A 25791-nucleotide genomic window follows, 5' to 3' on the forward strand; every position below is an offset into this window, starting at 1 on the left:
GCGACTAAAAATCGTTGCCGCCGAAGGTCTGTCAATGACAACTATTTCCCGAGCATTTTCTTCACTTCGGCGGCGACTAAAAATCGTTGCCGCCGAAGGTCTGCCAATGACAGCTATTTCCCGAGCATCTTCTTCACTTCGGCGGCGACTAAAAATCGTTGCCGCCGAAGGTCTGTCAATGACAGCTATTTCCCGAGCATTTTCTTTACTTCGGCGGCGACGGTAGCCCCGTTGTAGCCGAACTTCTCGTCGAGCACCGTGTAGGGCGCCGAGTAGCCGAAATGGTCCAGACCGTGAATCGTTCCCTTCTCGCCCACGAGGCCCAGCAGGTTGATCGGCAGCCCCGAGGTCATGCCGTAGCGCGCAACGCCTACGGGCAACACGCTCTCCTGGTACGATTTGGGCTGGTCACGGAACAGTCCCTCGCTCGGAACGCTCACCACGCGGACCGGAATACCCTCCGCAGCCAGCAGTTCGGCGCCTTCGACCAGCGTCGAGACCTCCGAACCCGTGGCGACCAGCACCACGGCGGGTTTGGCGGCGTCCATCACCACATAACCGCCCTTGGCGACCTGTGCGGCCTCCTCGCGGCGGCTGTCGCCCAGCGTCGGCAGGTTCTTGATGTTCTGACGCGAGAGGACCAGCGCCACGGGGCGGTGCTCCTCGACGGCCAGTTTCCACGCCATGACGGTCTCTTCGCCGTCGGCCGGACGCAGCACGACCATCGAACGCTCGCCGTGGTGGTTTTTCAGATGCTCCATCAGGCGGATCTGCGCTTCATGCTCCACGGGCTGATGCGTAGGACCGTCCTCGCCCACGCGGAACGAGTCGTGCGTCCAGACATAGATCACGTGCAGACGCATCAGCGCCGAGAGGCGCACGGCCGGCTTCATGTAGTCCGAGAAGACGAAGAACGTGCCGCAGACGGGGATCACGCCGCCGTGCAACGCCATGCCGTTCATCACGCAGGCCATCGTCAGCTCCGAGACGCCCGCCTGGAAGAATTTACCGGAGAAATCGCCCTTCGTGAACGCCTTGGTCTTCTTCAGAAATCCGTCGGTCTTGTCCGAGTTCGACAGGTCGGCCGAAGCGACGATCATGTTGTCGATCTTCTCGGCGTAGACGCCCAGCACCGCAGCCGAAGCGGCGCGCGTGGCCACCCCGGCCTTCACCTCGACGGACTTATAGTCGATCTCGGGAAGTTTGCCCGAAAGGAAATCGTCAAGCTTGCGCGCCAGGTCCTTGTGCTCGGTCCGCCACGACTTCTCGATGGCGGCCTGCTTGGCGGCCCACTCCTTCAATGCCTCGCGGCGCTCGGCGAAGACCTCGCGGCTCTCCTCGAAGATGGCGAACGGATTCTCCGGATCGCCGCCCAGATTCTTCACCGTAGCGGCGAAATCGGCTCCGGCGGCTGTCAGCGGCTGGCCGTGGGTCGAAACTTTGTTCTCGAAATTCTCCCCGGCGGGACCTTTGGCGCCCTTGCCCATGACCGTACGGCCGATGATGAGCGTCGGACGCTCCGTCTCGCTCTCGGCGGCGACGAGCGCCTCGCGGATCTCGTTGATGTTGTGTCCGTCGATCGACAGCACGTTCCAACCCCATGCCTCGTATTTCATGGCCACGTTCTCAGTCATCACCTCATCGACCTTCGTCGAGAGCTGGATGTTGTTCGAGTCGTAGTACATCACGAAGTTCGACAGGCCCAGATGGCCGGCGATGCGGCCCACACCCTGCGAGATCTCCTCCTCGACGGCACCGTCCGAAATATAGGCATAGGTCTTGTGCGCCATCCACTCGCCGAAGCGCGCGGCCATGAAACGCTCCGCGATGGCGGCGCCCAAAGCCATAGCGTGCCCCTGCCCCAGCGGGCCCGAGGTGTTCTCCACGCCGCGCAGCACGTCCACCTCGGGGTGGCCCGGCGTCACGCTGCCCCACTGGCGCAGCGACTGCAAATCCTCGGTCGAATAATGCCCCGCCAGCGCCAGCGTCGAATAGAGCATCGGCGACATGTGGCCCGGGTCGAGGAAGAAGCGGTCTCGGTAGGGATAAGTCATATTGTCGGGATCGTAGCGCAGGAATTCCGCGAAGAGCACCGTGATGAAATCGGCACCGCCCATAGCGCCGCCGGGGTGGCCCGACTTCGCCTTTTCGACCATTGCAGCCGACAGGATGCGGATGTTGTCGGCTACGCGCGTCAGTTTCGAGTTCGTTGTTGACATGGATTAGTGTTTTTATTTTTTATTTCAGAATCTTCCCGGTAAAGGTAATCAAAAAGAAGCTATCCGACTTGTTTTAGCTCCAAAATATTTGCTTTTTCTATCTTTTTCTTTGCATAAGACAAAGTGACGGTGAATTTCCGGGTGTCGGTCGAAGGGATGTCGAACATCGTGTCCATCATGATCGCCTCGCAGATCGAACGCAGACCGCGGGCCCCGAGTTTGAACTCGACGGCCTTGTCAACGATGTAGTCCAGCGCCTCGTCGTCGAACGAGAGCTTCACGCCGTCCAGCTCGAACAGCCGCTTGTACTGCTTGACGATGGCGTTCTTCGGCTCGGTGAGGATCGACCGCAGCGCGGCGCGCTCCAGCGGCTGCATGTAGGTCAGCACCGGGAGACGCCCCACCAGCTCGGGGATCAGCCCGAACGACTTCAAATCCTGCGGCGTGACATACTGCATCAGATTCGAACGGTCCACGGGATCGGCATTCAGACGCCCGTAACCCATCGCCCGGGTGTTCAGCCGCTGGGCGATCTTCTTCTCGATGCCGTCGAAGGCGCCACCGCAAATGAAGAGAATGTTGCGCGTATCGACCTGAATGAATTTCTGTTCGGGGTGCTTGCGCCCGCCCTGCGGCGGAACGTTGACCACCGTCCCTTCGAGGATCTTCAGCAGGGCCTGCTGCACGCCTTCGCCCGACACGTCGCGCGTGATCGAGGGGTTGTCGCCCTTGCGGGCGATCTTGTCGATCTCGTCGATGAAGACGATGCCGCGCTCGGCCTGCTCGACGTTGTAGTCGGCGACCTGCAACAACCGCGAAAGGATGCTCTCGACATCCTCGCCCACGTAGCCCGCTTCGGTCAGGACCGTCGCATCGACGATCGTGAAGGGCACCTTCAGCAGCTTGGCGATCGTGCGGGCCATCAGCGTCTTGCCCGTGCCCGTCGGACCCACCAGCACGATATTCGACTTGTCGATCTCCACTTCGTCCTCCTTCGGGGCGTACAACAGCCGCTTGTAGTGGTTGTAGACCGCCACCGACATATAGCGTTTGGCGGCATCCTGCCCGATGACGTACTGATCGAGGAACTCCTTGATCTGCGCCGGTTTCAACAGCTCCTCCATCTTCAGCGGAGCCGCCGTTCCCCGGCGGCGCTGTTCGGTGGCGATGTCGTTGTCAACGATGATCTTATAGCCATTCTCGATACATTTGTTGCAGATATTGGCGCCGTCCGCACCCTGGAACATGATCTCCACGTCCGAGCGCTTGGCGCCGCAGAACGAGCAGCAGTCGCCGCCGTTCTTATGATTGTTCTTCTGTGCCATGCGGTTTACTTTTCGCGTTTGGAGAGCACCTCGTCGATCAGGCCGTAGTCCTTGGCCTCGCGGGCCGAAAGCCAGTAGTCGCGGTCGGCGTCCTTCTCGATCTTCTTCACCGAGACGCCCGAATGGGCCGCGAGAATCTCGTACAGCTCGCGCTTGGTCTTCATGATCTCGCGCGCCGTGATCTCGATGTCCGAAGCCTGCCCCTGGGCACCGCCCAGCGGCTGATGGATCATCACCCGCGAGTGCGGCAGCGCCGAACGCTTGCCCTTGGCGCCCGCCGTGAGCAGCACGGCGCCCATCGAGGCCGCGAGGCCCGTGCAGATGGTCGCCACGTCGGAGTTCACCAGCTGCATCGTGTCGTAGATGCCCAGTCCGGCCGAAACCGATCCGCCGGGCGAGTTGATGTAGATCTGGATGTCCTTGTCGGGATCGACCGATTCGAGGAACAGCAGCTGGGCCTGGATGATGTTGGCCGCATCGTCGTAGATCGGTGCGCCGAGGAAGATGATGCGGTCCATCATCAGACGCGAGAAGACATCCATCGTAGCGATGTTCAGCTGGCGTTCCTCGATGATCGTCGGCGACACGTAGGCCGAGCTTATCGACTGGAAATCGTGCAGTTTCAGCGAGCTGATACCGCAGTGGTTCCGTGCGTATTTTTCAAATTCTGACATAGTTGTATCTGTTTACTTTTCATTCATCCGTCGGGAGCGGGCAAAACCGGTTACAGCACCCTGACCGCCCATCGCCCTCTAAAACCCGCTTCTTAAGCGGGCGGGCAAAACCGGCTGTAAGCACTCGGCTTCCCATCGTCTTCTAAAATCCGCTTCTTAAGCGGGCGGGCCTCCTGCCGCCCCTAAGAACGCCTTCTTCAGGCACAAAGCACAAAGGACTTTGCAAACATCACGCCTGCAAAGTCCAAAGATACACAAAATCCCGCTAAATCTAAAGCTCCTTGGCCAATTTAGCGAAATCGTCGGCAGATACGGCTTTTTCCGTCACCTTGATCTTCGATTTGACATCCTCGACGACCTTCACTTCGTAGAGCTTCTCGTAGATCTTCTGACCCTGATCCTTGTCCGCGAGAATCTTCCCGGCATAGTCGGCCAGCATCTCGTCCGGAGCCGACGGCATGCCGTACTGCGCGAACTGCGCGGCGGCCAGCGCCTTGGCCTCGGCCAATGCCTCCTCCTTCGTCACGGAGAGGTTGTCGGCCTTGATGAAATGCTTCTGGAGGTAGTTCCAGGTGAACATTTTCAGGAACTGGTCGAAATCCTTCTCGATGTCCTCCATCGAGAACTTGCCCTCGTTGATGGTGTAGAGCCAGCGTTTGAGGAACGCCTCGGGCATCTTCAGCCCGGCTTTCTTGACGAGGTAGTCACGCAGCTGCATCGTGAAGAGATAGTCGCTCTCGCGGCGCAGCTCGCTTTCGATCTGAGCGTCGATGAACTTGTCGAACCCGGCCTCGTCGGTCACTCCGCCCTGCGGGAAAGCCATCTTGAAGAACTCCTCGTTCAACTCCGGTTCGGCGAACTTGCGGATCTTGGTGATTTCCAGCTCGAATTCGGGGTTGATGCCCTCCAGTTCGTTCTCCTTGACTTGCAGGCAGGCGGCGCGCTGGGCGGGATTCTTGTAGAGTTCGTTGAGATTGACCTTCATCTTGGCGCCGACCTTCTTGCCGACGAACGGCTTGCGCTCCTCGTCCGTCATCGAGATCAGACCCACGTAGGCGTCGGCCACGTTCATCTCGCCGTTGTCGAGCGTCACGGTCAGCGCCTCGTCCGAAGTCACCTTGTCGGCGTCCACCAAGCGGCCGAAGCGGCGCAGGTAGTTCGAACGGTAGTCGTCGTGCATCTTCTTGTCCACCTTGATCTTGCTGTAAGTCAGCTTATCCTTGTCGGAGAGCTCCAGGTTGACGGCGGGAGCCTCGCCGATCTCGAACACGAATTCGAACTCCGTGGCGTTATCGAAATCGAAATCGAAATCGCCCTGCTCCTCCGAGGGGATCACGTCGCCCAGGTAGTCGATCTTCTCCTTTTCGAGATACTCGAAAGCGGCGTTCGACGCCTTGCGGTACGACTGCTCGGCCAGGACGCCCTTGCCGTACATCTTCTTGACAAGCCCCATCGGCACCATGCCCGGGCGGAAACCGGGGATATTGGCCTTGCGCTTGTACTCGCGCAGGGCCTTCTCGACCTCCTGTCCGTAATCGGCCTCGCCGACAGTCACGCGGATCAGCGAGTTATTCTCGCCGCGTTGTTCTCTTACAATGTTCATAATGAATGAATTATATTTGTTATTCTTTGTTTTTGCGCCCAGAATCGGGAGGCAAAGATACGAAATTATTCCGTTTCCGGCAAGACATTTCTCTATATATGGTGAAATTATGGTTTTTTGGAACCGTCCGGCTTTTTTCGTACCTTTGGGGTCGTAAACGACCCTTTTATCAGTCGGGAGGTTTTACCGAACTGCACGGCATTCAGTTTTGGACTCATTCGACTTTTTCATATCTTTGAAATCGTAAACGACCCTTTTATCAGTCGGGAGGTTTTGCCGAACTGCACGGCATTCAATTTTGGACTCATCCGACTTTTTCATATCTTTGAAATCGTAAACGACCCTTTTATCAGTCGGGAGGTTTTGCCGAACCGTGCGCAATTCGGTTTTGGAACCATCCGGCTTTTTTCGTACCTTTGTAGGCTATATTTGTCCCGAACGATGAAAACGATCTTCATATTCCTGCTTTCCCTGCTGCTGCTCCCGGCATGCGGCGGCTCCGTGGCGCGCTCCAAACGCCCCGCGCAGACGGCCCCGGCAGTCGCACAAGTGCAGCCCAAGACATACACCTACCGCATCGCGGCGACCTATCCCCACTCGACGACAGCCTACACGCAGGGGCTGTATTACGACGACGGCCTGCTGTGGGAGGGAACGGGACAATACGGCGAATCGCGCATACAGACCGTCGATCCCGAGACCGGCAGGACCGACGTGCTGGCACGTCTGCCCCGCTCGGAGTTCGGCGAGGGGATCGCCCGCGTGGGCGACGAACTCTTCCAGCTCACCTGGCAGTCGAACACGGCGCACGTCTATTCGCTGAAAGACGGCAAGTTGCGCAAAATCCGCGACCACCGCTATCCGGGCGAGGGCTGGGGCCTCACGACCGACGGCGAGAAGCTCTACATGTCCGACGGCACGGCCAGCATCTACACGGTGGACCCCGCGACGTTCCGCCGCGAAAAGCGCGTGACGGTGACCTTCCAAGGGACTCCGGTCAACTACCTCAACGAACTGGAATGGATCGGGGACCGGATCTGGGCCAACGTCTACACCACCGACCGGATCGTGATCGTCGATCCCGCGACGGGCGTCGTGGAGGGAGTCGCGGACCTGTCGGGACTGCTTTCCGAGGAGGAGATCGCCCCGACGACCGACGTGCTCAACGGCATCGCCTACGACGCCGCCGGAAAACGGATCTTCGTGACGGGCAAGAACTGGCCGAAACTCTTCGAAATAGAACTAATCGAGCGATAAATGGCAACGACGCTATACGAACAACTGGAAAAACGCATTCTGCTGCTCGACGGCGGCTTCGGGACGATGGTCCAGGGCTACGGATTGCAGGAGGAGGACTACCGCGGCGAACGCTTCGGCGACTGGCCCGTGCAGCTGAAGGGGTGCAACGACCTGCTTGTGCTGACGCGCCCCGACGTAGTGCGCGAAATCCACGAAAAATACCTGCAAGCGGGAGCCGACATCATCGAGACCGACTCGTTCAACGCCAACGCCGTGTCGCTGGCCGACTACCGCATGGAGGGGCTGGCCTACGAAATCTCGAAGGCCGCGGCCGAAACGGCCCGCCGTGCGGCGGATGAATTCACGGCCCGCAACCCGCAGAAACCCCGCTTCGTGGTGGGCTCGATGGGCCCCACGAACCGCACGGCTTCGATGTCGGCCGACGTGGCGAACCCCGCGGCCCGCGAAGTGACCTTCGCGCAACTGGCCGAAGCCTACACGGACCAGGCGCGGGGCCTCATGGATGGCGGCGCGGACATCCTGCTGGTGGAAACCGTCTTCGACACGCTCAACGCCAAGGCGGCCCTCTACGCCATCGACACGCTCTGCGCGAAGCTGGGGCGGAGGATTCCCGTGATGGTCTCGGGAACGCTCGCCGACGCCAGCGGCCGCACCCTCTCGGGACAGACCGTCGAGGCGTTCACCGCCTCGGTGTCGCACGCCGAACTGCTCTCCATCGGCCTCAACTGCGCCTACGGGGCCCGGCAGCTCCTGCCCTACCTCGAACGGCTGGCAGCGGTGGCCGAAACCCGCGTCTCGGCACACCCCAACGCCGGGCTTCCCAACGTCATGGGCGGCTACGACGAGACGCCCGAAATGTTCGCCGAGGATGTCGGAGAGTACCTGCGGCGCGGACTGGTCAACATCGTGGGCGGATGCTGCGGCACCACGCCCGCACACATCTTCGAACTCTCGAAGATCGCCGGGCAGTACGCCCCGCGACCCCTTCCCGAACCCCGCCATACGACGGTGCTGAGCGGTCTGGAGCCGCTGCGGATCGTCCCCGAAGCCAACTTCATCAACATCGGCGAACGCACGAACGTCGCCGGATCGGCCAAATTCGCCCGGCTGATCCGCGAGGGCAACTACGAAGAGGCCCTTTCGGTGGCCCGTGCGCAGGTCGATGCCGGGGCGCAGATCGTCGATGTCTGCATGGACGACGGGCTGATCGACGGTCCCGCGGCGATGCGCACGTTCCTCAACCTGATGGCCTCGGAGCCCGAGATCGCCCGCGTGCCGGTGATGATCGACTCGTCGAAATGGGAGGTGCTCGCAGCCGGACTCGAAGCGACGCAGGGCAAGTCGGTGGTCAACTCCATATCGCTCAAGGAGGGCGAGGCGGAGTTCCTGCGCCGCGCCGCGGAGATACACCGCTTCGGTGCGGCCGCCGTGGTGATGCTCTTCGACGAACGGGGGCAGGCCGACACCTGCGAACGCAAGGTCGAGGTGGCGGAGAGGGCCTACAAGCTGTTGACCGGCAACGGATTTCCGCCCGAAGACATCATTTTCGACCCCAACGTGCTGGCCGTGGCGACGGGCATTCCCGAACACGACGGCTACGCCAAAGCCTTTATCGACGCTACGCGCTGGATCAAGGAGAACCTGCCCCACGCGAAGGTTTCGGGCGGGGTGTCGAACCTCTCGTTCGCCTTCCGCGGCAACAACGCCGTGCGCGAGGCGATGCACTCGGCGTTCCTCTACCACGCCATCCGCGCGGGAATGGACATGGGCATCGTCAACCCGCAGCTGCTACGCGTGTACAGCGAGATCGAACCCGAACTGCTCGCGCGGGTCGAGGACGTGATCCTCTGCCGCCGGGCCGACGCCGCCGAGCGGCTCACGGAATACGCCCAGGAGGTGCGGCAGACGGCCGAAACGGCCCCGCAGGCCCCCGACGCATGGCGTGCGGGGACGCTCGAAGAGCGCATCGGCCACGCGATGCTCAAAGGCGTGGCGGATTATATCGAGCAGGACGCGCTGGAGGGTTACGAGGCGCTGGGCACTCCGATGGCCGTGATCGACACCCTGCTGATGCCCGCGATGGAGCGTGTCGGAGCGCTGTTCGGCGAGGGCAAGATGTTCCTGCCCCAGGTCGTGAAGACCGCCCGGGTGATGAAACGCGCCGTGGCGGCCCTGACGCCCTACATCGAACAAGGGTCGGCCTCGCAGGCCCACAACGCCGGGAAAGTGCTGATCGCCACCGTGAAAGGCGACGTGCACGACATCGGCAAGAACATCGTGGCGGTCGTGATGGCCTGCAACGGCTATGAAATCCGGGACCTGGGCGTGATGGTCGAATCGGAACGCATCGTTGACGAGGCGGTGGCGTGGGGCGCGCAATGTATCTGCCTGAGCGGTCTGATCACGCCGTCGCTCGACGAGATGGCCCACGTCTGCGAGGAACTCGAACGCCGCTCGCTGCGCATCCCGGTCATCATCGGCGGCGCGACGACCTCGGACCTCCACACGGCCGTCAAGATCGCCCCGGTCTACTCGGGTGCGGTGATCCACTCCGCGAACGCCAGCAGCAACAGCCAGATACTCGCGCAGCTGCTGGGTCCCGACGGCGGCGCCTACATCGACAAGGTAAAAGCCGATCAGCAGGCCCTGCGCGAAGAGTACGCCCGCAAAATGCGCGAACGCGACCTGCTGCCGCTCGCCGAGGCCCGCGAGGCGGGGCGGAGCATCCGGCCGCACGATCCCGTAAAACCGCTCCACACGGGACGCATGGTCTTCCCGGACTTCGACGTGGCCGACGCCGAGCCGTTCATCGACTGGAACTTCTTCTTCCCGGCGTGGGGGCTCAAGGGACGCTATCCCGAGATACTCGACCATCCCCAGCGGGGCGCCGAGGCCCGCAAGGTCTTCGACGATGCGCAGGCGCTGCTGGCCCGCATCCGCGACGAGCGGCTGCTGACGCTGCAAGGCGTCGTGGGTATCTTCCCGGCGCGCTCCGAGGGCGACGACATCCGGGTGACGGACACCCGGGGCCGCGAAAAACGCTTCCCGATGCTCCGCAACCAGACGCGCGGGCAGGAGAACCGGTCGCTGGCCGACTTCATCGCTCCGTCCGGCGACTGGATCGGCTGTTTCGCCGTGACGGCCGGCATCGGGCTGAAAGAACTCACGGAGAAATTCCGCGCCGAGGGCGACGACTACTCGGCGATCATGGCCAAACTGCTGGCCGACCGGCTGACGGAAGCCTTCGCCGAAGCCGTGCACACTTTCGTGCGGCGGCAGATGTGGGGCTACGAGACGGGCGAACCCCTCGCGCCGAAGCAGATCGTCCGCGGCGAATACCGGGGCCGCCGCATGGCGTTCGGCTACCCGGCGACACCCGACCACTCGCTCAAACGCGAGGCTTTCGACCTGCTGGCCGCCGAGGTGACGACCGGCATGCGGCTGACCGAGAACTGGATGATCGACCCCGGCGAGGCGCTGTGCGGCCTGATGCTGTCCGACGCCGACTATTTCTCGGTCGGAACGATCGACGCACAGCAGCTGGAGGAGTATGCCGACCGCCGCGGAATGACGGCCGAAGATGTGAAAAAGATTATACCGAACAACGTATGAACGTCGTAGAGATCATCAACGAAGCGGTGGCCACCGGGCGCACGCGCTTCGCTTTCGAGCTGCTGCCGCCGCTCAAGGGGGACGGCATGCAGAAGATATTCGCCGCCGTGGAGCCGCTGATGGACTTCGACCCGGCCTATGTCAACATCACGTTCCACCGCGAGGGGATCAAGGAGACCGAGCGCGAGGACGGAAGCATCGAATGGCACGTCGTGCGGCGCCGTCCCGGAACGGTCGGCATCTCGGCGGCCATCCAGCACCGGTACGGCGTGGAGGTGGTTCCGCACCTGATCTGCGGCGGACTGTCGAAGTACGACATCGAGGACACGCTCATCGACATGGACTTCCTCGGGCTGCACAACGTGCTGGCGCTGCGTGGCGACAAGTCGCAGAACGAAAAACGCTTCATGCCCCACCCCCAGGGCCACTCGCACGCCGTGGACCTCGTGAGGCAGATCGCGGACATGAACCGCGGAAAATTCATCGACGGCGAGGTCGAAGAGTGCCACCACTCGAAATTCTCGATCGGCGTGGCGGGCTATCCCGAGGTGCACGCCGAAGCCCGCGACATCACCTCGGACATCATCCGGCTGAAGGACAAGATCGACGCCGGGGCCGAGTACGTCGTGACACAGATGTTCTTCGACAACCGCAAATACTTCGATTTCGTGCGCCGCTGCCGCGAGGCGGGGATCGGGGTGCCGATCATCCCCGGCATCAAGCCCATCTCGACGCTCCGCCACCTGGAGATCCTCCCCGAAACATTCGGTGTGGAGCTGCCCGAAGAGCTGGTGCGCGAGGCGAAGGCGCATCCGGACGACGTGCGCGAGGTGGGCACCGAATGGGCCATCGCCCAGAGCCGCGAACTGATGGCCGCGGGCGTGCCCGTCCTGCACTACTACACGATGAGCCGCACGACGAACATTCAGAAAATCGTGAAAACGATTTTCTAACAGTAAAAATGAAAAATCGAGTAATGAATAATTTTTTTCGTCATTCCGAGCGAACGCATGTGAGCGTGGGAATCTGCGCAGGACCCGCGCCCATACGACTTGTCAGCCGATTGCCACGGCATCTGCGATGCCTCGCAATGACGGGGTGTTTCTTAAATTATTCATGGTTAATTATCAATTAAAAAAATGAATCCTGTCGAATTTCGGCGTCACCTGCATGCGCATCCCGAGCTCTCGTTCCGGGAGCACGGCACGGCGGCGTTCATCGAGCAGCAGCTCACGGAGCTGGGCATCGAGCACCGCCGGATCGCATCCACCGGCGTACTGGCCCGCATCGAGGGCCGCAAGACGCCCGCAGGCGACCGGCGCGCCGTCGTCCTGCGCGCCGACACCGACGCCCTGCCCATCGCCGAGCGGAACGACTGCGCATGGCGGTCGCAGAACGAGGGCGTGATGCACGCCTGCGGCCACGACATGCATGCCGCGGTGCTGTTCGGGGTCCTGAAAGAGTTCGCCGCGGAGCCCGACTTCCGGGGCACGCTCTTCGGACTGTTCCAGCCCGGCGAGGAGTGCAACCCCGGCGGAGCGTCGCTGGTGCTGGCCGAAAAGCCGTTCGACGGATACGACGTGCGGGCCGTGGTGGGCGAGCACGTCGAACCGCAGCTGGAGGTCGGGACCCTCGGGTTCCGGGCCGGGAAATACATGGCCGCAAGCGACGAACTGCGCTTTCGCATCCACGGCACGGGCGGCCACGGCGCCATGCGCAAGCAGCTCAAAGACCCCGTGGCGGCGGGCGCCGAACTGCTGACGCGCCTCATCGCGCTCAACGGCGAGGAGTGCGTGCTGTCAATCGGCCGCGTGGAGGCCGGCGGGGCGACGAACATCGTCCCCGACGAGGTCTACATGGAAGGGACGCTGCGCACGTTCGACGAACGCGAACGCGGGATCATCCACCGCCGCATCGGAATCATCGCGGCGGACATCGACAAACGCCACGGCGTGCAGACCGACGTGGAGATCGGCCGCGGCTATCCCTGCGTGGTGAACGACGAAACGCTGGTCAAAAAGGCCGTCGCGCTGGCCCGGGCCGAAGGGCTCGGCGTGGAGATGCTGCCGCTGCGGACCACGGCCGAGGATTTCGGCTTCTATTGCAGACAATATCCGTCGCTGTTCTACCGGCTGGGCGTGGGCGCCGCAGCCGGACGGCCCCATACGGCGACGTTCTCACCCGACGAAGGGGCCTTGGACGTGGGCATCGGCTTCATGCGCCGCATGGCCCTGCAAATTTTGGAAAAAAGATGAAAAAACAGAACCAACGCTCCGGAAAAGGAGCCCGGAAAACGGACCGCGCATCGGTCATACTGAGCCTGCTGCGCGAATTCCCCAACAATAAATTCTCGCTGAAACACCTCGCTTCGGCGTCGGGAGGCGCCTCGAAGGAGGGCCGCCGCGAAACGCTCGAAATCCTCGACCGCCTCTTCGAAGAGGGGATCGTCGAGGAGTGCGCCCGCGAAAAATACCGCCTCACCCAGAAGCACCTGCCCCACTACGAGGGCGTGGCCGACATGACCCCCTCGGGTTCGGTCTACGTGAAGGTCGAGGGACTGGAAGCCGACATTTTCGTCAACCAGCGCAATGCGGCCAACGCCCTGAACGGCGACCGCGTGGAGGTCGTGGCGATGCACCGCGGCCGCAACGGACAGATAGAGGGCGAGATCACCCGCATCATCGAACGCAACCGCAAGCCCTATGTGGGCGTGGCGGAGGTCGGCGCGCACCAGATCTTCGTGCGGGCCGACTCGCGCCGCATGCCGATGGACATCTACCTCTCGAAGCGCACCTGGCCCGACATCAGGAACGGCGAGAAGGTCGTGGTCCGCATCGTCGATTGGCAGCCCGGGAGCAAGAGCCCCGAAGGCGAGCTGGTCGAACGGCTGGGCATGGCCGGAAACAACGACACGGAGATGCACGCCATCCTCGCGGAATACGAACTGCCCTACCGTTTCGAACCCGAGATCGAAGAGGCCGCCGAAGCCATCGACGCCCGGGTGACGGGCAAGGAGATCGCCGAACGGCGCGACTTCCGACAGGTCGTGACCTTCACGGTGGACCCGGCCGACGCCAAGGACTTCGACGACGCGCTGTCGGTGCGTAAAATCAAAGACGGCGTGTGGGAGATCGGCGTGCACATCGCCGACGTGACCCACTACGTGCGGCCCCATTCGGTGATCGACGACGAAGCCGTGGAACGCGGCACGTCGGTCTATCTGGTGGACCGCACCGTGCCGATGCTCCCCGAGCGGCTCTCGAACGAACTCTGCTCGCTGCGCCCCCACGAGACGAGCCTCTGCTTCTCGGCGGTCTTCACCCTCAACGAGAATCTCGAAATCCTCGAAGAGTGGTTCGGCCGCACGGTCATCCACTCCGACCGCCGCTTCACTTACGCCGAGGCGCAGGAGATCATCGAGACGGGCCGCGGGGATTATGCCGAAGAGGTGCTGACCCTCAACCGGCTGGCGCAGGCGCTGCGGGCAGAGCGGTTCAAGAACGGCGCCATCTCGTTCGACCGCGAGGAGGTGAAATTCAAGCTCGACGAGAACGGCAAGCCCCTGGGCGTCTATTTCAAGGAGCAGAAGGAGTCGAACCAGATGATCGAGGAATTCATGCTGCTGGCCAACCGCCGCGTGGCGGAGTTCTGCGGCAAGCGACGGACCGAAAGCGGCCGCACGACGGCGCGCACGATGGTCTACCGCGTGCACGACTCCCCGAGCGAGGAGAAGCTCGACCGCTTCCGCCAGTTCATCCTCCGCTTCGGGCATATCTTCAAGGCCACGAAGGGCCGCGCCGTGGCCAAGGAGATGAACAAGCTCTTCAAGCAGATCAAGGGCACCACCGAGGAGAACGCCGTCTCGACGATGGCCGTGCGCTCGATGGCCAAAGCCTACTACACGACCGACAACATCGGCCACTACGGACTGGCCTTCCCCTACTACACGCACTTCACCTCGCCCATCCGCCGCTACCCCGACATGATGGTCCACCGCCTGCTGGCCCGCTACCTCGCAGGCGGCAAGTCGGCCGACAAGACTGAACTGGAGGAGCTCTGCGCACGCGCCTCGGAGCGCGAGGTGGTGGCCGCCGAAGCCGAACGCGCCTCGATCAAGTACAAGATGGTCGAATTCATGAAGGAGCACATCGGCGAGGAGTTCGAAGGGCACATCTCGGGGCTCACGGAATGGGGCGTCTACGTGGAGCTGGACGAAACCCACATCGAGGGCATGTCGTTCCTGCGGGACATCGAGGGCGACTTCTTCCAGTTCGACGAGCAGCTCTACGAGATCATCGGCCGCTCGACGGGCATTCGCCTGACGCTGGGCAGCCCCGTGCGCATCCGCGTGAAGCGCGCCGACCTGCAAAAGCGCCAGCTCGACTTCGAAGTGCTGCTGCCCGATGCCGCAACGCGCCGCGCCGCAGCAGCGTCCGAAGGCCGCGGCAAAGGCCCCAAGGTCCGCACGTCGTCGCGCCGCAAAGGCAAATAGGCTGCGACGCTCACGACGCAAAAAAGGGAAGCCCTCGGGGCTTCCCTTTTTGCATGCGGGTGTTTCTCTTTAGAAGAGGTTCACGCCGTCGAGCGTGGCGATCAGATAGGTGGCGGCCACCGTCAGAATAGCGTACAGCTCGGGGAAAGCCGCGAGAATCAGCGTCTTACCCATCACGTCGTGACCGTTGCCGATGGCGGCGATACCGTTGGCGCAGACCTTGGCCTGATATACCGAAGCCGCGAGGTTCACCATGCCGACCAGCAGACCGGCACCGAAGATAGCGGCGCCCTGCACCAGCGTCGGAGCCGTCAGGCCGTTCTGCACTAGGAAGAAGCAGACGAAACCGTAGAGACCCTGCGAACCCGGAAGCGCCGAAAGGATCATGTAGCTACCGAAAGCCCCGCCGTTCTTCTTCATGGCCCCTACTGCGGCCTGACCCGTAATGGCAGTACCGATCGACGAAGCGACGCCTGCCAGGCCCACCATCAGCGCTACGCCGACGTAAGCCAATACCAATGCTGTTGTTTCCATAATGAGTTGAGTTTTTTAATTGTTATTTATTCGTTAGTATCATTCATTTTACGGATGGGATCGAAATTGCGCGGAGCCATTTCGAAACCGGCGTTCTTGTAGAACTCGACGAACGTCAGACGCAGCGGATGCACGAACGACGAGATGGTTGACATGAAGAGGTTGATGCCGTGGCCGATCAGCAGGATCGGAATCATCACCAGCAGCCGCACCACGATTCCCGAGCCCTCGGGCACGAAGCCCGCCGCCAGCGTGTTGAACACCAGCGCCAGCACGCCGCCCGAAAGTCCGATGGCGAACAGACGGATGTAGGAGAGCACGTCGCTGAGCAGTCCCGTGACATTATTATACAGGTCCCACAGCCCCGCGCCGAGATTGATGAGCGGGTTGCGTTTCGGATCGTTCAGCAACAGCATCAGCACGGCCCCGACGCCCAGCGCCGCGTAGAAGGCCACCGATCCGGAGGTGAATCCCGGGATGGCGAGCCCCGCCATCGGCAGGCCCACGGCCAGACAGCACGAAACGAGCATGATGAACCACCCCAACTGTCCGAGCGCACGGCTCAGACCGAAATTGCGGACGGTCATCCAGATATTGAGCGACATGCCGAAAAGGATCTGCACGATGCCGATCACCAGCGCGATGGAGAAGAACTGCCCCTGGAAATTGAAGAATTTCACCGAGGGGAACCACTCCTGCATGTTGATCCCGAAGAACGATCCGCAGAAGAGTCCGAAAGCGACCGTCGCCAGTCCGCACATCGTGGCGAACCACGCCGCGCGGCGCATCATGCCGGGCTTGCGGAACTTATACAGCATGAAAGCCCCCATCAGAGCCAGGATGGCGCCGTAGCCGGCGTCGTTCAGGCAGATGCCGAAGAACAGCACGTAGAACGGCGCGAAGAAGGGCGTGAGGTCCATCGTGCCGTATTTCGGCCGGGCGTACATGTCGCCCACCAGCTCGAAATTGCGTGCGAACCAGCCGTTCTTCAGCTTCACGGGCGTCTCGTCCTCGGGCGTGGGGTCGCTCTTGAGGTAGACCACGTTGGGGTACTCCTCCAGCAGGGCATCGACCCTGCCGGAAGTCTCCTTCTCGGCCCAGCCCTCCATGACGACCAATGTGCCGTCGGCGGCCTCCTGCGCCGTAGCCGTCACCTGCACGCCCTGCAAACGCTCCTTCAGCGAGCAGGCGTGCTCCGCAAGCAGCTTCTCCGAAGCGGCCACGCGCGAAAATTCGGCGTCGAGGGCCCGGAGTTTCTTTTCGGCCTCGGCGATGCGGCGCTCCGCCTCGCGGACATCCATCGTCGGGGTCTTCATCTCCTGCGCATCGAGCGTCACCTCCTCGCCGGGCTTCGCCACGACGACGAACCACACCGCGGCATCGGTGCGGCTGACCTCCGAAATCGTATAACACTCCGACCACTCGCCCAGCATCTTGTCGAAGGTGTTGCGCTGGGTGAAGAAATAGCGCAGGACGATACCCTGTGCGGCGAGCTTCTTCGTGCGCTCCACATCGAAAGCACCCCACGGACGCAGCTCCTCGGCGGCCTTCTCCAAGCGGCCGATCTCGGCATGGAGCGCCGCAGCCTGCTGATGCGCAGCGGTGTAGTGCTCATAAGCCTCCAGGCCCGAAGCGAACGGTTCGGCATCCGCCTTGCAGCGGCCTTCGGCCCGAAGGGTATTCAGGAACTCCGCGGCCTTCGCGTGGCCCTCGATGTCGAGCAGCAGCTGGCGGTCCTCCTCGGAGGGCTCCCAGCCCGTGGTGGTGATGTCCACCAAGCCGAGTCCGCGCAGCTTCTCGATGAAATCTTCGCTTTGCGCCGCATAGAGCACAAAGTTGTATTTCGACATTCTGGCTATCATAACATCGCGCCCTCCCCGGCGGCCTGTTGTTTGGTTTTCACGATCTTCTGGGCCGACTTGGAGAGGTTCTCCTCATCCTCCATGAAGCGTTTGATCTTGCGTATGGCGTCCTCGTACCCGGGTATCTGCACCTTTTCGTACAAGTTCACCTTCTGAGTGGTTTTGCGGCGCGCGTGGTCCAGCAGCTCCGTCTTGCGGTCGTAGACCGCGAACTCGATGCCCAGCTGCGCCATGCGCTTGAGGATATCGACTCCGTCGGCGAACCACACCGGAGAGGAAAACAGATCGTAGGGTTTCTCCTCGAATTTCACTTCCTGCAAGACCGGAGTGCGCACACCCGCGATCTTCTGTACCGACAAGTCGATATCGACGACGCGCAAGAGGTCACAATCAAACTCTCCCCAGAGCGACACCATGTAGTCGTACTCGGCCTTCAGGGCATCGAGCCGGCGGCGGCAGTCGTTTGCGGAGTCCTTCGCCTTCTTCACCTCGGAGCGCAGGGCCGATTCCTTACTTTTGATCGTAGGGAGGGCCTTCTGGCGCATTTTCAGCTGTTTGCCGAGGTCGCCGAGCGAGGTCTTGTTATATTGGAATTTGATTGCCATCGCGCGTTACGCCTCCTTCCAGTATTTTTTGATGAGTTCCTCCTTGATGGCGACCTCCTCCTTGGAGAAGTACTTCGCAAAAAGGCTCCACGCCGTGTCGAGCATCTCGGTGATCTCGATGTTGACATCGATCGCAAGCAGTTTCTCCGAGTAGTCGAAAGCGAATTTCAGCGTGCGTTCGTCGTAATCCGAGAGGTCGAAACCGTTCTCCAGCTTGGTCTTGGCATTCGCGGCGTCGGCGTACAGACGCACGCAGGCGTTCATCACCTGCGGATGGTCCTCGCGGGTCTTTTTGCCGATGACGAGCTGTTTCAGACGCGACAGCGAACGGAACGGGTCCACGATGACCTTGCCCGTGTCGGAGTCGTTGCGCAGGAACAACTGGCCCTCGGTGATGTAACCCGTATTGTCGGGGATGGCGTGCGTGATGTCGCCGCCCGAAAGGGTCGTCACGGCGATGATCGTGATCGAACCGCCGTTGGGCAGCTGCACGGCCTTCTCGTAAATCTTCGCCAGGTCCGAGTAGAGCGAACCGGGCATGGAGTCCTTCGACGGAATCTGGTCCATGCGGTTCGACACGATGGCCAGCGCATCGGCGTAGAGCGTCATGTCGGTCAGCAGCACCAGCACCTTTTCGCCCTTATCGACGGCGAAGTACTCGGCGGCGGTCAGCGCCATGTCGGGAACGAGCAGACGCTCGACGGGCGGGTTCTCCGTGGTGTTGACGAACGACACGATGCGGTCCAGCGCTCCGGCGTTCTCGAAGACCGACTTGAAATAGAGGAAGTCGTCGTTCGTAAGGCCCATGCCGCCGAGGATGATCTTGTCGGCCTTGGCGCGCAGGGCCACGTTGGCCATCACGGCGTTGTAGGGCTGGTCGGGGTCGGCGAAGAAGGGAATCTTCTGCCCCGTCACGATCGTATTGTTCAGGTCGATGCCGGCGATGCCCGTGGCGATCAGCTCCGAAGGCTGGATACGCCGGAAGGGGTTCACCGTCGGGCCGCCGATCTCGCGGGCCTCGCCCTCGATGATCTCGCCGCCCTCCAGCGGTTCGCCGTAGGCGTTGAAGAAACGCCCAGCGAGGTTGTCCGAAACGCGCAGCTTGGGGGGCTCGCCGTGGAAGACGACCTCCGAGTCGGTGGCCAGACCCTCGGTCCCGGCGAAAACCTGCAACGTGACGTTCTCGCCCATAATCTTCACCACCTGCGCCAGCTTGCCGCCGACGGTGGCCAGTTCGTCGTTGCCGACGCCCGTGGCGCGCAGCGTCACGGTAGCCTTGGTGATGTTGTCAATCTTGGTGTATATCTTCTGAAATGCTCGTGTTGTCATGGCTTATTTGGTTTTTTCACTCACATACTGCTCGATCTGCTTGCGGTAATCCTCGAACTTCTCCGACTTCCACTCCGAGTAGTTCATCTGGCGGAAGAGGTTGATAAGGCCCTTGAAGAACTGCGAGCACTCCTCGAAATCGGCGAACGAGAACGACTGGTTGCAGATGCCGAGCACCATCTTGTACATCATCTGCTGGCGTTCGATCGGACAGTTGGCGTCGATGTCGTCGAAAGCGTCCTGTTGCAGGATCACGAAGTCGATCAGCTCCGACTTCCAGAAACGCTCGTGATACTCCACCGGCACGCCGTCGTCGCCCAGGATGTTGATCTGGTCGTTGGCCTCCTTGCCGCGCTGCACGATGGTCTTGCCCGCATAGACGAGGTCCACCCAGTCCTTTTCGATCTGACCGTCGAGGTACTCGCGGATCTCGGGATATTCGAGGTATTTCGAATAGGACTCCAGCGGGTCGATGGCCGGGTAGCGCTTCGAGTCGGCGCGGCCCTGCGAAAGGGCGTAGAAACAGCGCGCGGCCTTTTTCGTCGATTCGGTCACCGGCTCCTTGAGGTTACCGCCCGCGGGCGACACCGTGCCGAGGAAGGTCACCGAACCGGTACCGCCGCCGACGAGCTTCACCAGTCCGGCGCGCGAGTAGAAGTTCGAGATGATCGCCGAGAGGTCCATCGGGAAGGCGTCCTGACCCGGAAGCTCCTCCAGACGGTTCGACATCTCGCGCAGCGCCTGGGCCCAGCGCGAAGTCGAGTCGGCCATGACCAGCACCTTGAGACCCATCGAGCGGTAGTACTCGCCGATGGTCATACCCGTATAGACCGACGCCTCACGCGCGGCGACGGGCATGTTCGACGTATTGCAGATGATGATCGTGCGCTCCATGAGGTTGTGGCCCGTGCGGGGGTCGATCAGCTCGGGGAACTCCTTGAAAATTTCGACCACCTCGTTAGCACGCTCGCCGCAGGCGACCATGATGATGACATCGGCATCGGCCTGCTTCGAGATGGCGTGCTGGAGCACCGTCTTGCCGGCGCCGAAAGGCCCCGGGATAAAGCCCGTACCACCCTCGGCCATCGGGTTGAAGGTGTCGATGGCGCGCACGCCGGTGATCATCACCCGCGAGGGGCGCGGCTTCTCGGTGTAGCAGCGCACGGCCTGCTTCACGGGCCATTTCTGCACCATCGTCACGTCGTGATCCCGGCCCTCGGCGTCGGTCAGCGTGGCGACCGTGTCGGTCACCTTGTATTTGCCCGCTGCGGCGACGCTCTTGACCGTATAGGTGTCGGTCATCGAGAACGGAACCATGATCTTGTGCATCACCCACTGCTCCTTGACCTCGCCCAGCCACGACGCTGCGGAGACCTTGTCGCCCGCCTTGGCCAGCGGCGTAAACTCCCACTCGGCGGAGAAGTCGATCGGGTCGGTGATCGAACCGCGGGCGATGAACAGCCCGTCCATCTTTTCGAGGTCGTTCTGCAAACCGTCGTAGTTGCGCGACAAAAGGCCCGGGGCGAGCGTCACTTCGAGCATGTGCCCCTCGAACTCCACCTTGTCGCCGATCTTCAAACCGCGGGTGCTGTCAAAAACCTGGACATAGGCGGCGTCGCCTATGACCTTGATGACCTCGGCCATCATTTTGGTATCCCCCGTCCAGACATAGCAGATCTCGTTCTGGCCCACGGCTCCGTCGGCCTTGACGATCACGATGTTGGAGATGATACCGTTTACACGTCCTGTCGTTTTCATTGTATCTTTTTATTGTTTATTTCTTGTCGATCAGCTCTTTTCCGTCCAGTTCGGCCATCAGGCGGTCGAACATCTCGCGGCCGCGCGCGGCGTCGAGCAGCGTCCAGCGGGCCACGATGTTGATCCGGGCCAGGTAGGAAAGAACGGCGTTAATGTCGAAATAGTCGAACGTGGCCAGCTCCGTGGCTTCGTTCCAGCGCACGAGGTCGATCTTGTGCTCCTTCTCGACGAGGTTCGCCTCGTCGTTCACGGCCGCGATCACCGCGTCGATATAGGGCAGCTCGCCCCGCAGTCCGAAATCGGCCGCCGAGCTGCGCTGCAACTGGTCGGCGACATCGCCGCCGCCCACCACGACCTCCTCGACCGCACGCCCCGCGGCACGCGCCGTAACGGCGGCCGACACGTTGCGCAGATTCCGGTCGAAAGCCGACCATTCGCGCAGGAAACGGCTCCCGGCCTTGGCGCACGCGGCGTAGTAGGCGCCGAACAGCTCCTTTTCGAAGCGCTGCGCGGTATCGACCGTCTCGGCATCCTCGCCCTCGGGATCGGCATAGGCCCTCACCACGCGGGCCACCGGTTCGGGCAGCCGTTTCGGGGACTTCAACTCCTCCTCCAGCTCCTCGTGCGTAAGATTGCCCAGCGGATTGTGCGCCGAGCGTCCCGCACGCAGAGCGGCGATATTCTCGCAGTCGTAGTAGCCGTACAGCAGCCGCACCTCGCGGGCGTCGGCCGCCGTCACCCCCTCCAGAATCTCGGAGACGATGGCCCGGGCGTCGAACCCCTTGGTGTCGGCGTCGAGCGAGTACTCCTTCAGCCCGGCCACCAGACAATAATATTCGGTCGCAAACATAGCGTTACGCCTTAAACAGCAACCGGTAAACCTTGTCGCGCAGATACTCGCCCAACAGCGCCTCGATGTCGGCGTCGGCGAACGAAATGTAGTAGCCGCCCTCCTTGGCGCCCACCTTGAACCCGCTCTTCACCTCCTTCGACCAGCCGACCTCGATGCCGGCGGCCAGCAGCTCCTGGGCGCTCTTGCCGAACGCCTCGTCGAGTTTCTTGCGCTCGTCCTCGGGAAGCAGGGCCTGCAATTCGACCTTGCCCGAATCGGCTCCGTTCCAGTTCTTCGCCACGGCGACGAGCATCTCCTTGATGAACGCCGGGTCCACGACGGCCTCCTTCACGCCGCCGGCCGTGGCCTTGGCGATGATCAGCGAGGCGATCTCCTGTTTGATTTTCGACACGGCCTGTTTGCCGGCCAATGCGATCTCGGTCATGGTGTTCTTCTCGACATCCTCGGCTTTCGCCTGCGCCTTCTTCACGATCTCCTCGGCCTCGGCACGGGCCTCGGCGACGATCTTCTGCGCTTCGGCCTTGGCGTCGGCGACCAGCTTGTCGGCCTCGGCACGGCCTTTCTCCAGCCCTTCGTCGTAGAGCTTCTGGGTCAACTGTTGCAGTTTGTTTTCCATAGCGTTATATTTGTTTGATTATCGTTTTTTCTTTTAACGCACAAATATATAAAAGATTATCAAAAAAACGGGGTACTGAACAGCAATTTATCCCTTTTTGACAAAATTCAGGAAGAAATGTGCGAGCCTTGCGGAACAGAGGCCGGGCCCCGGGAGGCGGTCTTCGGCCCGGCGGGCAGCCTCATTCACCGAAAGTCTTCCTGAAAAACGCGGACCGGAGCGTCCCCGCTCCTGCGGTAAGGACCGAATACGTCCGCGAACGGGAACACGAAAACCCCGCCCGCCCCGATCAAGAGCCGGCGGGGTTTTCATACGGTCCCGCACCCGGCGCGGCCTGGCCGCGCGAAGCCGTCAGTCGAAGGACGAAACGAACGGTTTGGGACGGGTCATGGTCTCCTCGGTTATCCGCCCGAAATCGAAAATTTATCCGACGGTCCAACCGAAAAAAAACGACGTCCCCGCTTTTCATGCCGGAATCCACAGCCTGAAAAACGGGGGCATTCTCTTTCAAAGGCGATGCCGCTCAGCGCGAACGGCAGCCGGCCCGGAAGCTACTGGTGCTGAGGGCGCAGGAGGTCCTGCACCACCTTGACGGGCGAGAAGGTCGTGATCGGCACATCGACGAAGACCGTGTTCCAGCGGGCCATCGCGCCGTTCCACAACCCCGGAAGCTCCTGGGCCCGCAGGTCGCGGCCGCCCGCCGATTTCGACGAGATGAAGCCCGTCGAGGGGTCGGTGTATTTGCGCAGGTCGAATTTCCGGCCCTTCGAATCGCGCACGCCGCAGACGATGTCCACGGGATTGAAATGCGTGGCCGACTGCATCAGCGGCAGGTCGTCGGGCGAAATCTGGCTCGACTCGGCGATCTGCAACGACTCGGTGCCGTCGGGATTCCCAACCCAGAAAGGCCCGCCGCCCGGCTCGCCCTCGTTGCGGACCATGCCGCAGACGCGGATCGGACGGTCCAGCACGGCGCGCAGCAACGCCGAATCGTAATCGGCGGGGAGCTTCACGCAAAGCTGTTTTTCGATGAATTCGGCGATGGGTTCCAGTTCGGCACCGCCCACTTCGAGCGCCTTGAGGTATTCGAAAGAACGCTCTTCGAGGTCGAGCAGAATGCCCGCAAGCACCTTTTTATAACGGATCGTGTCGCCGCGCCGGGCGTCGGTCGTCACGTTGTCGATATTCTTGATGAAGATCAGGTCGGCGTCGATCTCGTTCAGGTTCTCGATCAGCGCCCCGTGACCCGCGGGACGGAACAGCAGCGTGCCGTCGTCCTGCCGGAAAGGCGTGTTGTCGGGATTCACGGCGATGGTGTCGGTCGCCGGCTTCTGTACCGAGAACGAGATGTCGTAGCGGATGCCGAAGCGTTTTTCATAGAACGGCACCTTCTCGGCGAGCAGCTCCTCGAATCCGGCGACGTGCTCGGGAGAGACGGTGAAATGGATGCGCGCCACACCCTTCGCGGCGGCATAGGTCGCCCCCTCGACCAGATGCTCCTCGACGGCCTTGCGGGCCCCCTCGGGATAGGCGTGGAAGGTGACCAGCCCCTTGGGCTTGCGGCCGTAGTTCAGACCGTCGTTCACGATGGCGCTGACGACCGCCCAGTCGTCGGCCCCGGCCGGAAGCACGGCTTTCAGCTCGGGCCAGAAGGCGAATTTCTCGATATTTTCCAGCAGGGTGTCGATGCCCTTGCCGCGCTTGCCGTCGTTGACGAACCCGAACAGCTCCTTGAACATGCGCGTCGCGGCGCCCGAGGCGGGCACGAACTTCACGATGCCCAGACGCCCGGCGGCAGCCTCGTAACGGGCCGCGGCCTCGTCGGCCTGCGCCCGATCGACCACCGTCACGCCGTCGCCCGGCGAAGCGGCCCGCACGACGTTCAGAAAAGGAAATCCGCGGCGGAAATTCTCCAGCTGGGTTTCGACCTGTCCGAGGGTGAGGCCGTGGCCGGCGATCTGTTGTAAATCCTGTTGAGTAAACATAGGTTATCGGTTTTGTGGCATAAATATACGAAATATTTGCGTAACTTTGCGCATCATGATCCGAGAATTTCACCAAATCAGCCTGCGCACGCGCAACAGCTTCGGCGTCGATCAGCAGGCCGCGCGCCTCGTCGAATTCGAAACGCCCGAAGACCTGCGCACGCTCTTCGCCGCGGGGATTCCTGAAAAATGGACGGTCCTGGCCGGAGGCAACAACATCCTCTTCACCCGGGACTACGACGGCGTGCTCCTGACGCCCGTCGCCCGGGGGATCACCCTCCTGAGCGACGACGGCGACGAGGTCCGCGTGCGGGCCGATGCGGGCGTCGAGTGGGACGATCTGGTGGAATGGGCCGTCGGACGCGGACTGTGGGGCATCGAAAACCTCTCGCTGATCCCCGGCAAGGCGGGCGCGGCGCCGGTGCAGAACATCGGGGCCTACGGCTGCGAGGCGAAGGACGCGATCCGCCGGGTCGAGATGTACTGCGTCGAGACGGGCGCAATGCTGACGCTCGACGCCGCGCACTGCGGATTCGGCTACCGCGAGAGCGTCTTCAAACACGACCTGAAAGGGCGGGCGATCATCACCGCCGTCGAGATCGCCCTCACGCACACACCCCGGCCCCGGCTGGGCTACGGCGACGTGGAGCGCGAGGTCGAGGCCCGCGGCGGAGCGACGCTGCGCAACATCCGCGAAGCGATCTGCGCGATCCGCCGCGCGAAGCTCCCCGACCCGGCCGTACTGGGCAACGCGGGCAGCTTCTTCAAGAATCCGGTGGTCGGGGCGGCCGCAGCGGAACGCCTGCTCGCGGAGTATCCCGACATGCCGCACTACCCCGCTCCCGAGGGGCGCGTGAAGCTGGCCGCCGGGTGGCTGATCGACCGGGCCGGGATGAAAGGCAGCCGCAAGGGGGCCGTGGGGGTCCACGAACGGCAGGCGCTGGTGCTGGTGAACCACGGCGGCGCCACGGGCGGCGAGGTGATCGCCTTCGCGCACGAGGTGCAGGAGCGGGTCCGCGAGAAATTCGGCATCGAAATAGATACGGAGGTTAACATCTTATAAT

The 25791-nt window shown here is 62.1% G+C and carries 18 protein-coding genes; 6 read left to right on the forward strand and 12 right to left on the reverse strand.

Translation table 11 applies throughout. The features are described from left to right. Positions 1-185: 185 nt before the first annotated feature. The 4 genes from WMO46_RS09210 to WMO46_RS09225 all read right to left on the reverse strand — a co-directional run bounded on the left by WMO46_RS09210 (position 186) and on the right by WMO46_RS09225 (position 5821). Complete coding sequence (locus tag WMO46_RS09210) at positions 186-2219, reverse strand: transketolase family protein (protein ID WP_349094218.1); 2034 nt, start codon at positions 2217-2219, stop codon at positions 186-188. Between the two features lie 59 nt (positions 2220-2278). Beyond that, complete coding sequence (gene clpX, locus WMO46_RS09215; protein ID WP_278817927.1) at positions 2279-3544, reverse strand: ATP-dependent Clp protease ATP-binding subunit ClpX; 1266 nt, start codon at positions 3542-3544, stop codon at positions 2279-2281. Between the two features lie 5 nt (positions 3545-3549). Further along, positions 3550-4218: an ATP-dependent Clp endopeptidase proteolytic subunit ClpP gene (gene clpP, locus WMO46_RS09220; protein ID WP_019151275.1), complete on the reverse strand. Its 669-nt coding sequence runs from the start codon at positions 4216-4218 to the stop codon at positions 3550-3552. 271 nt (positions 4219-4489) lie between these two features. Next, the gene (locus tag WMO46_RS09225) at positions 4490-5821 is read right to left on the reverse strand and encodes a trigger factor (RefSeq protein ID WP_278965549.1); all 1332 of its coding nucleotides are present in this window, start codon (positions 5819-5821) and stop codon (positions 4490-4492) included. Between the two features lie 441 nt (positions 5822-6262). Here WMO46_RS09225 and WMO46_RS09230 point away from each other — a divergent pair, with 441 nt between their 5' ends. The 5 genes from WMO46_RS09230 to rnr all read left to right on the forward strand — a co-directional run bounded on the left by WMO46_RS09230 (position 6263) and on the right by rnr (position 15185). Continuing rightward, positions 6263-7078, forward strand: coding sequence for a glutaminyl-peptide cyclotransferase (locus WMO46_RS09230; RefSeq protein WP_278965833.1), 816 nt, complete (start codon positions 6263-6265; stop codon positions 7076-7078). After that, entirely contained in the window at positions 7079-10693 is a 3615-nt protein-coding gene (gene metH, locus WMO46_RS09235) for a methionine synthase (RefSeq protein WP_278965830.1), read from the forward strand. After that, positions 10690-11646 carry a methylenetetrahydrofolate reductase [NAD(P)H] gene (gene metF / locus WMO46_RS09240; protein ID WP_129651637.1) on the forward strand — a complete coding sequence of 319 codons (957 nt, stop codon included), beginning with the start codon at positions 10690-10692 and terminating at the stop codon, positions 11644-11646. The genes metH and metF overlap by 4 nt, the downstream gene beginning before the upstream one ends. 186 nt (positions 11647-11832) lie before the next feature. Further along, positions 11833-12948, forward strand: a complete 1116-nt coding sequence (locus tag WMO46_RS09245; RefSeq protein WP_278963139.1) for a M20 family metallopeptidase — start codon at positions 11833-11835, stop codon at positions 12946-12948. Continuing rightward, positions 12945-15185, forward strand: a complete 2241-nt coding sequence (gene rnr, locus WMO46_RS09250; RefSeq protein ID WP_278963140.1) for a ribonuclease R — start codon at positions 12945-12947, stop codon at positions 15183-15185. The genes WMO46_RS09245 and rnr overlap by 4 nt, the downstream gene beginning before the upstream one ends. 69 nt (positions 15186-15254) lie before the next feature. Here the strand turns inward: rnr and WMO46_RS09255 are convergent, their stop codons facing one another. The 8 genes from WMO46_RS09255 to WMO46_RS09290 all read right to left on the reverse strand — a co-directional run bounded on the left by WMO46_RS09255 (position 15255) and on the right by WMO46_RS09290 (position 24727). Then, positions 15255-15719 (reverse strand): ATPase, encoded by a 465-nt coding sequence (locus WMO46_RS09255; RefSeq protein ID WP_044118758.1) that lies wholly within the window; start codon positions 15717-15719, stop codon positions 15255-15257. A 26-nt stretch (positions 15720-15745) separates the two neighbouring features. Beyond that, entirely contained in the window at positions 15746-17569 is a 1824-nt protein-coding gene (locus WMO46_RS09260) for a V-type ATP synthase subunit I (protein ID WP_349094219.1), read from the reverse strand. Between the two features lie 8 nt (positions 17570-17577). Then, complete coding sequence (locus tag WMO46_RS09265; RefSeq protein ID WP_019151284.1) at positions 17578-18186, reverse strand: V-type ATP synthase subunit D; 609 nt, start codon at positions 18184-18186, stop codon at positions 17578-17580. A gap of 6 nt (positions 18187-18192) precedes the next feature. After that, a complete protein-coding gene (locus WMO46_RS09270; protein WP_019151285.1) occupies positions 18193-19515 on the reverse strand; it encodes a V-type ATP synthase subunit B in 1323 nt (440 codons plus the stop codon). 3 nt (positions 19516-19518) lie between these two features. Next, positions 19519-21273 carry a V-type ATP synthase subunit A gene (locus WMO46_RS09275; protein WP_019151286.1) on the reverse strand — a complete coding sequence of 585 codons (1755 nt, stop codon included), beginning with the start codon at positions 21271-21273 and terminating at the stop codon, positions 19519-19521. A gap of 16 nt (positions 21274-21289) precedes the next feature. Beyond that, entirely contained in the window at positions 21290-22123 is an 834-nt protein-coding gene (locus WMO46_RS09280) for a DUF2764 family protein (protein WP_276760298.1), read from the reverse strand. A 4-nt stretch (positions 22124-22127) separates the two neighbouring features. After that, a complete protein-coding gene (locus tag WMO46_RS09285; RefSeq protein WP_019151288.1) occupies positions 22128-22742 on the reverse strand; it encodes a hypothetical protein in 615 nt (204 codons plus the stop codon). Positions 22743-23293: 551 nt separating this feature from the next. Then, entirely contained in the window at positions 23294-24727 is a 1434-nt protein-coding gene (locus WMO46_RS09290; RefSeq protein ID WP_129651631.1) for a DUF4301 family protein, read from the reverse strand. Between the two features lie 55 nt (positions 24728-24782). Here WMO46_RS09290 and murB point away from each other — a divergent pair, with 55 nt between their 5' ends. Then, a complete protein-coding gene (gene murB, locus WMO46_RS09295) occupies positions 24783-25790 on the forward strand; it encodes a UDP-N-acetylmuramate dehydrogenase (RefSeq protein WP_349094220.1) in 1008 nt (335 codons plus the stop codon). The last annotated feature ends 1 nt before the right edge of the window (position 25791 follow it).

This window comes from Alistipes intestinihominis (assembly GCF_040095975.1).
GTDB classification, from domain to species: Bacteria; Bacteroidota; Bacteroidia; order Bacteroidales; family Rikenellaceae; genus Alistipes; species Alistipes senegalensis.

Bases quoted from the DNA above. Each gene is read 5' to 3' on its own strand.
- metF (WP_129651637.1), top strand. From the start codon at position 10,690: ATGAACGTCGTAGAGATCATCAACGAAGCGGTGGCCACCGGGCGCACG.
- rnr (WP_278963140.1), top strand. From the start codon at position 12,945: ATGAAAAAACAGAACCAACGCTCCGGAAAAGGAGCCCGGAAAACGGAC.
- WMO46_RS09285 (WP_019151288.1), bottom strand. From the start codon at position 22,742: ATGGAAAACAAACTGCAACAGTTGACCCAGAAGCTCTACGACGAAGGG.
- WMO46_RS09290 (WP_129651631.1), bottom strand. From the start codon at position 24,727: ATGTTTACTCAACAGGATTTACAACAGATCGCCGGCCACGGCCTCACC.
- WMO46_RS09275 (WP_019151286.1), bottom strand. From the start codon at position 21,273: ATGAAAACGACAGGACGTGTAAACGGTATCATCTCCAACATCGTGATC.
- WMO46_RS09260 (WP_349094219.1), bottom strand. From the start codon at position 17,569: ATGTCGAAATACAACTTTGTGCTCTATGCGGCGCAAAGCGAAGATTTC.
- WMO46_RS09230 (WP_278965833.1), top strand. From the start codon at position 6,263: ATGAAAACGATCTTCATATTCCTGCTTTCCCTGCTGCTGCTCCCGGCA.
- metH (WP_278965830.1), top strand. From the start codon at position 7,079: ATGGCAACGACGCTATACGAACAACTGGAAAAACGCATTCTGCTGCTC.
- WMO46_RS09245 (WP_278963139.1), top strand. From the start codon at position 11,833: ATGAATCCTGTCGAATTTCGGCGTCACCTGCATGCGCATCCCGAGCTC.
- murB (WP_349094220.1), top strand. From the start codon at position 24,783: ATGATCCGAGAATTTCACCAAATCAGCCTGCGCACGCGCAACAGCTTC.
- clpP (WP_019151275.1), bottom strand. From the start codon at position 4,218: ATGTCAGAATTTGAAAAATACGCACGGAACCACTGCGGTATCAGCTCG.
- WMO46_RS09255 (WP_044118758.1), bottom strand. From the start codon at position 15,719: ATGGAAACAACAGCATTGGTATTGGCTTACGTCGGCGTAGCGCTGATG.
- clpX (WP_278817927.1), bottom strand. From the start codon at position 3,544: ATGGCACAGAAGAACAATCATAAGAACGGCGGCGACTGCTGCTCGTTC.
- WMO46_RS09270 (WP_019151285.1), bottom strand. From the start codon at position 19,515: ATGACAACACGAGCATTTCAGAAGATATACACCAAGATTGACAACATC.
- WMO46_RS09225 (WP_278965549.1), bottom strand. From the start codon at position 5,821: ATGAACATTGTAAGAGAACAACGCGGCGAGAATAACTCGCTGATCCGC.
- WMO46_RS09210 (WP_349094218.1), bottom strand. From the start codon at position 2,219: ATGTCAACAACGAACTCGAAACTGACGCGCGTAGCCGACAACATCCGC.
- WMO46_RS09265 (WP_019151284.1), bottom strand. From the start codon at position 18,186: ATGGCAATCAAATTCCAATATAACAAGACCTCGCTCGGCGACCTCGGC.
- WMO46_RS09280 (WP_276760298.1), bottom strand. From the start codon at position 22,123: ATGTTTGCGACCGAATATTATTGTCTGGTGGCCGGGCTGAAGGAGTAC.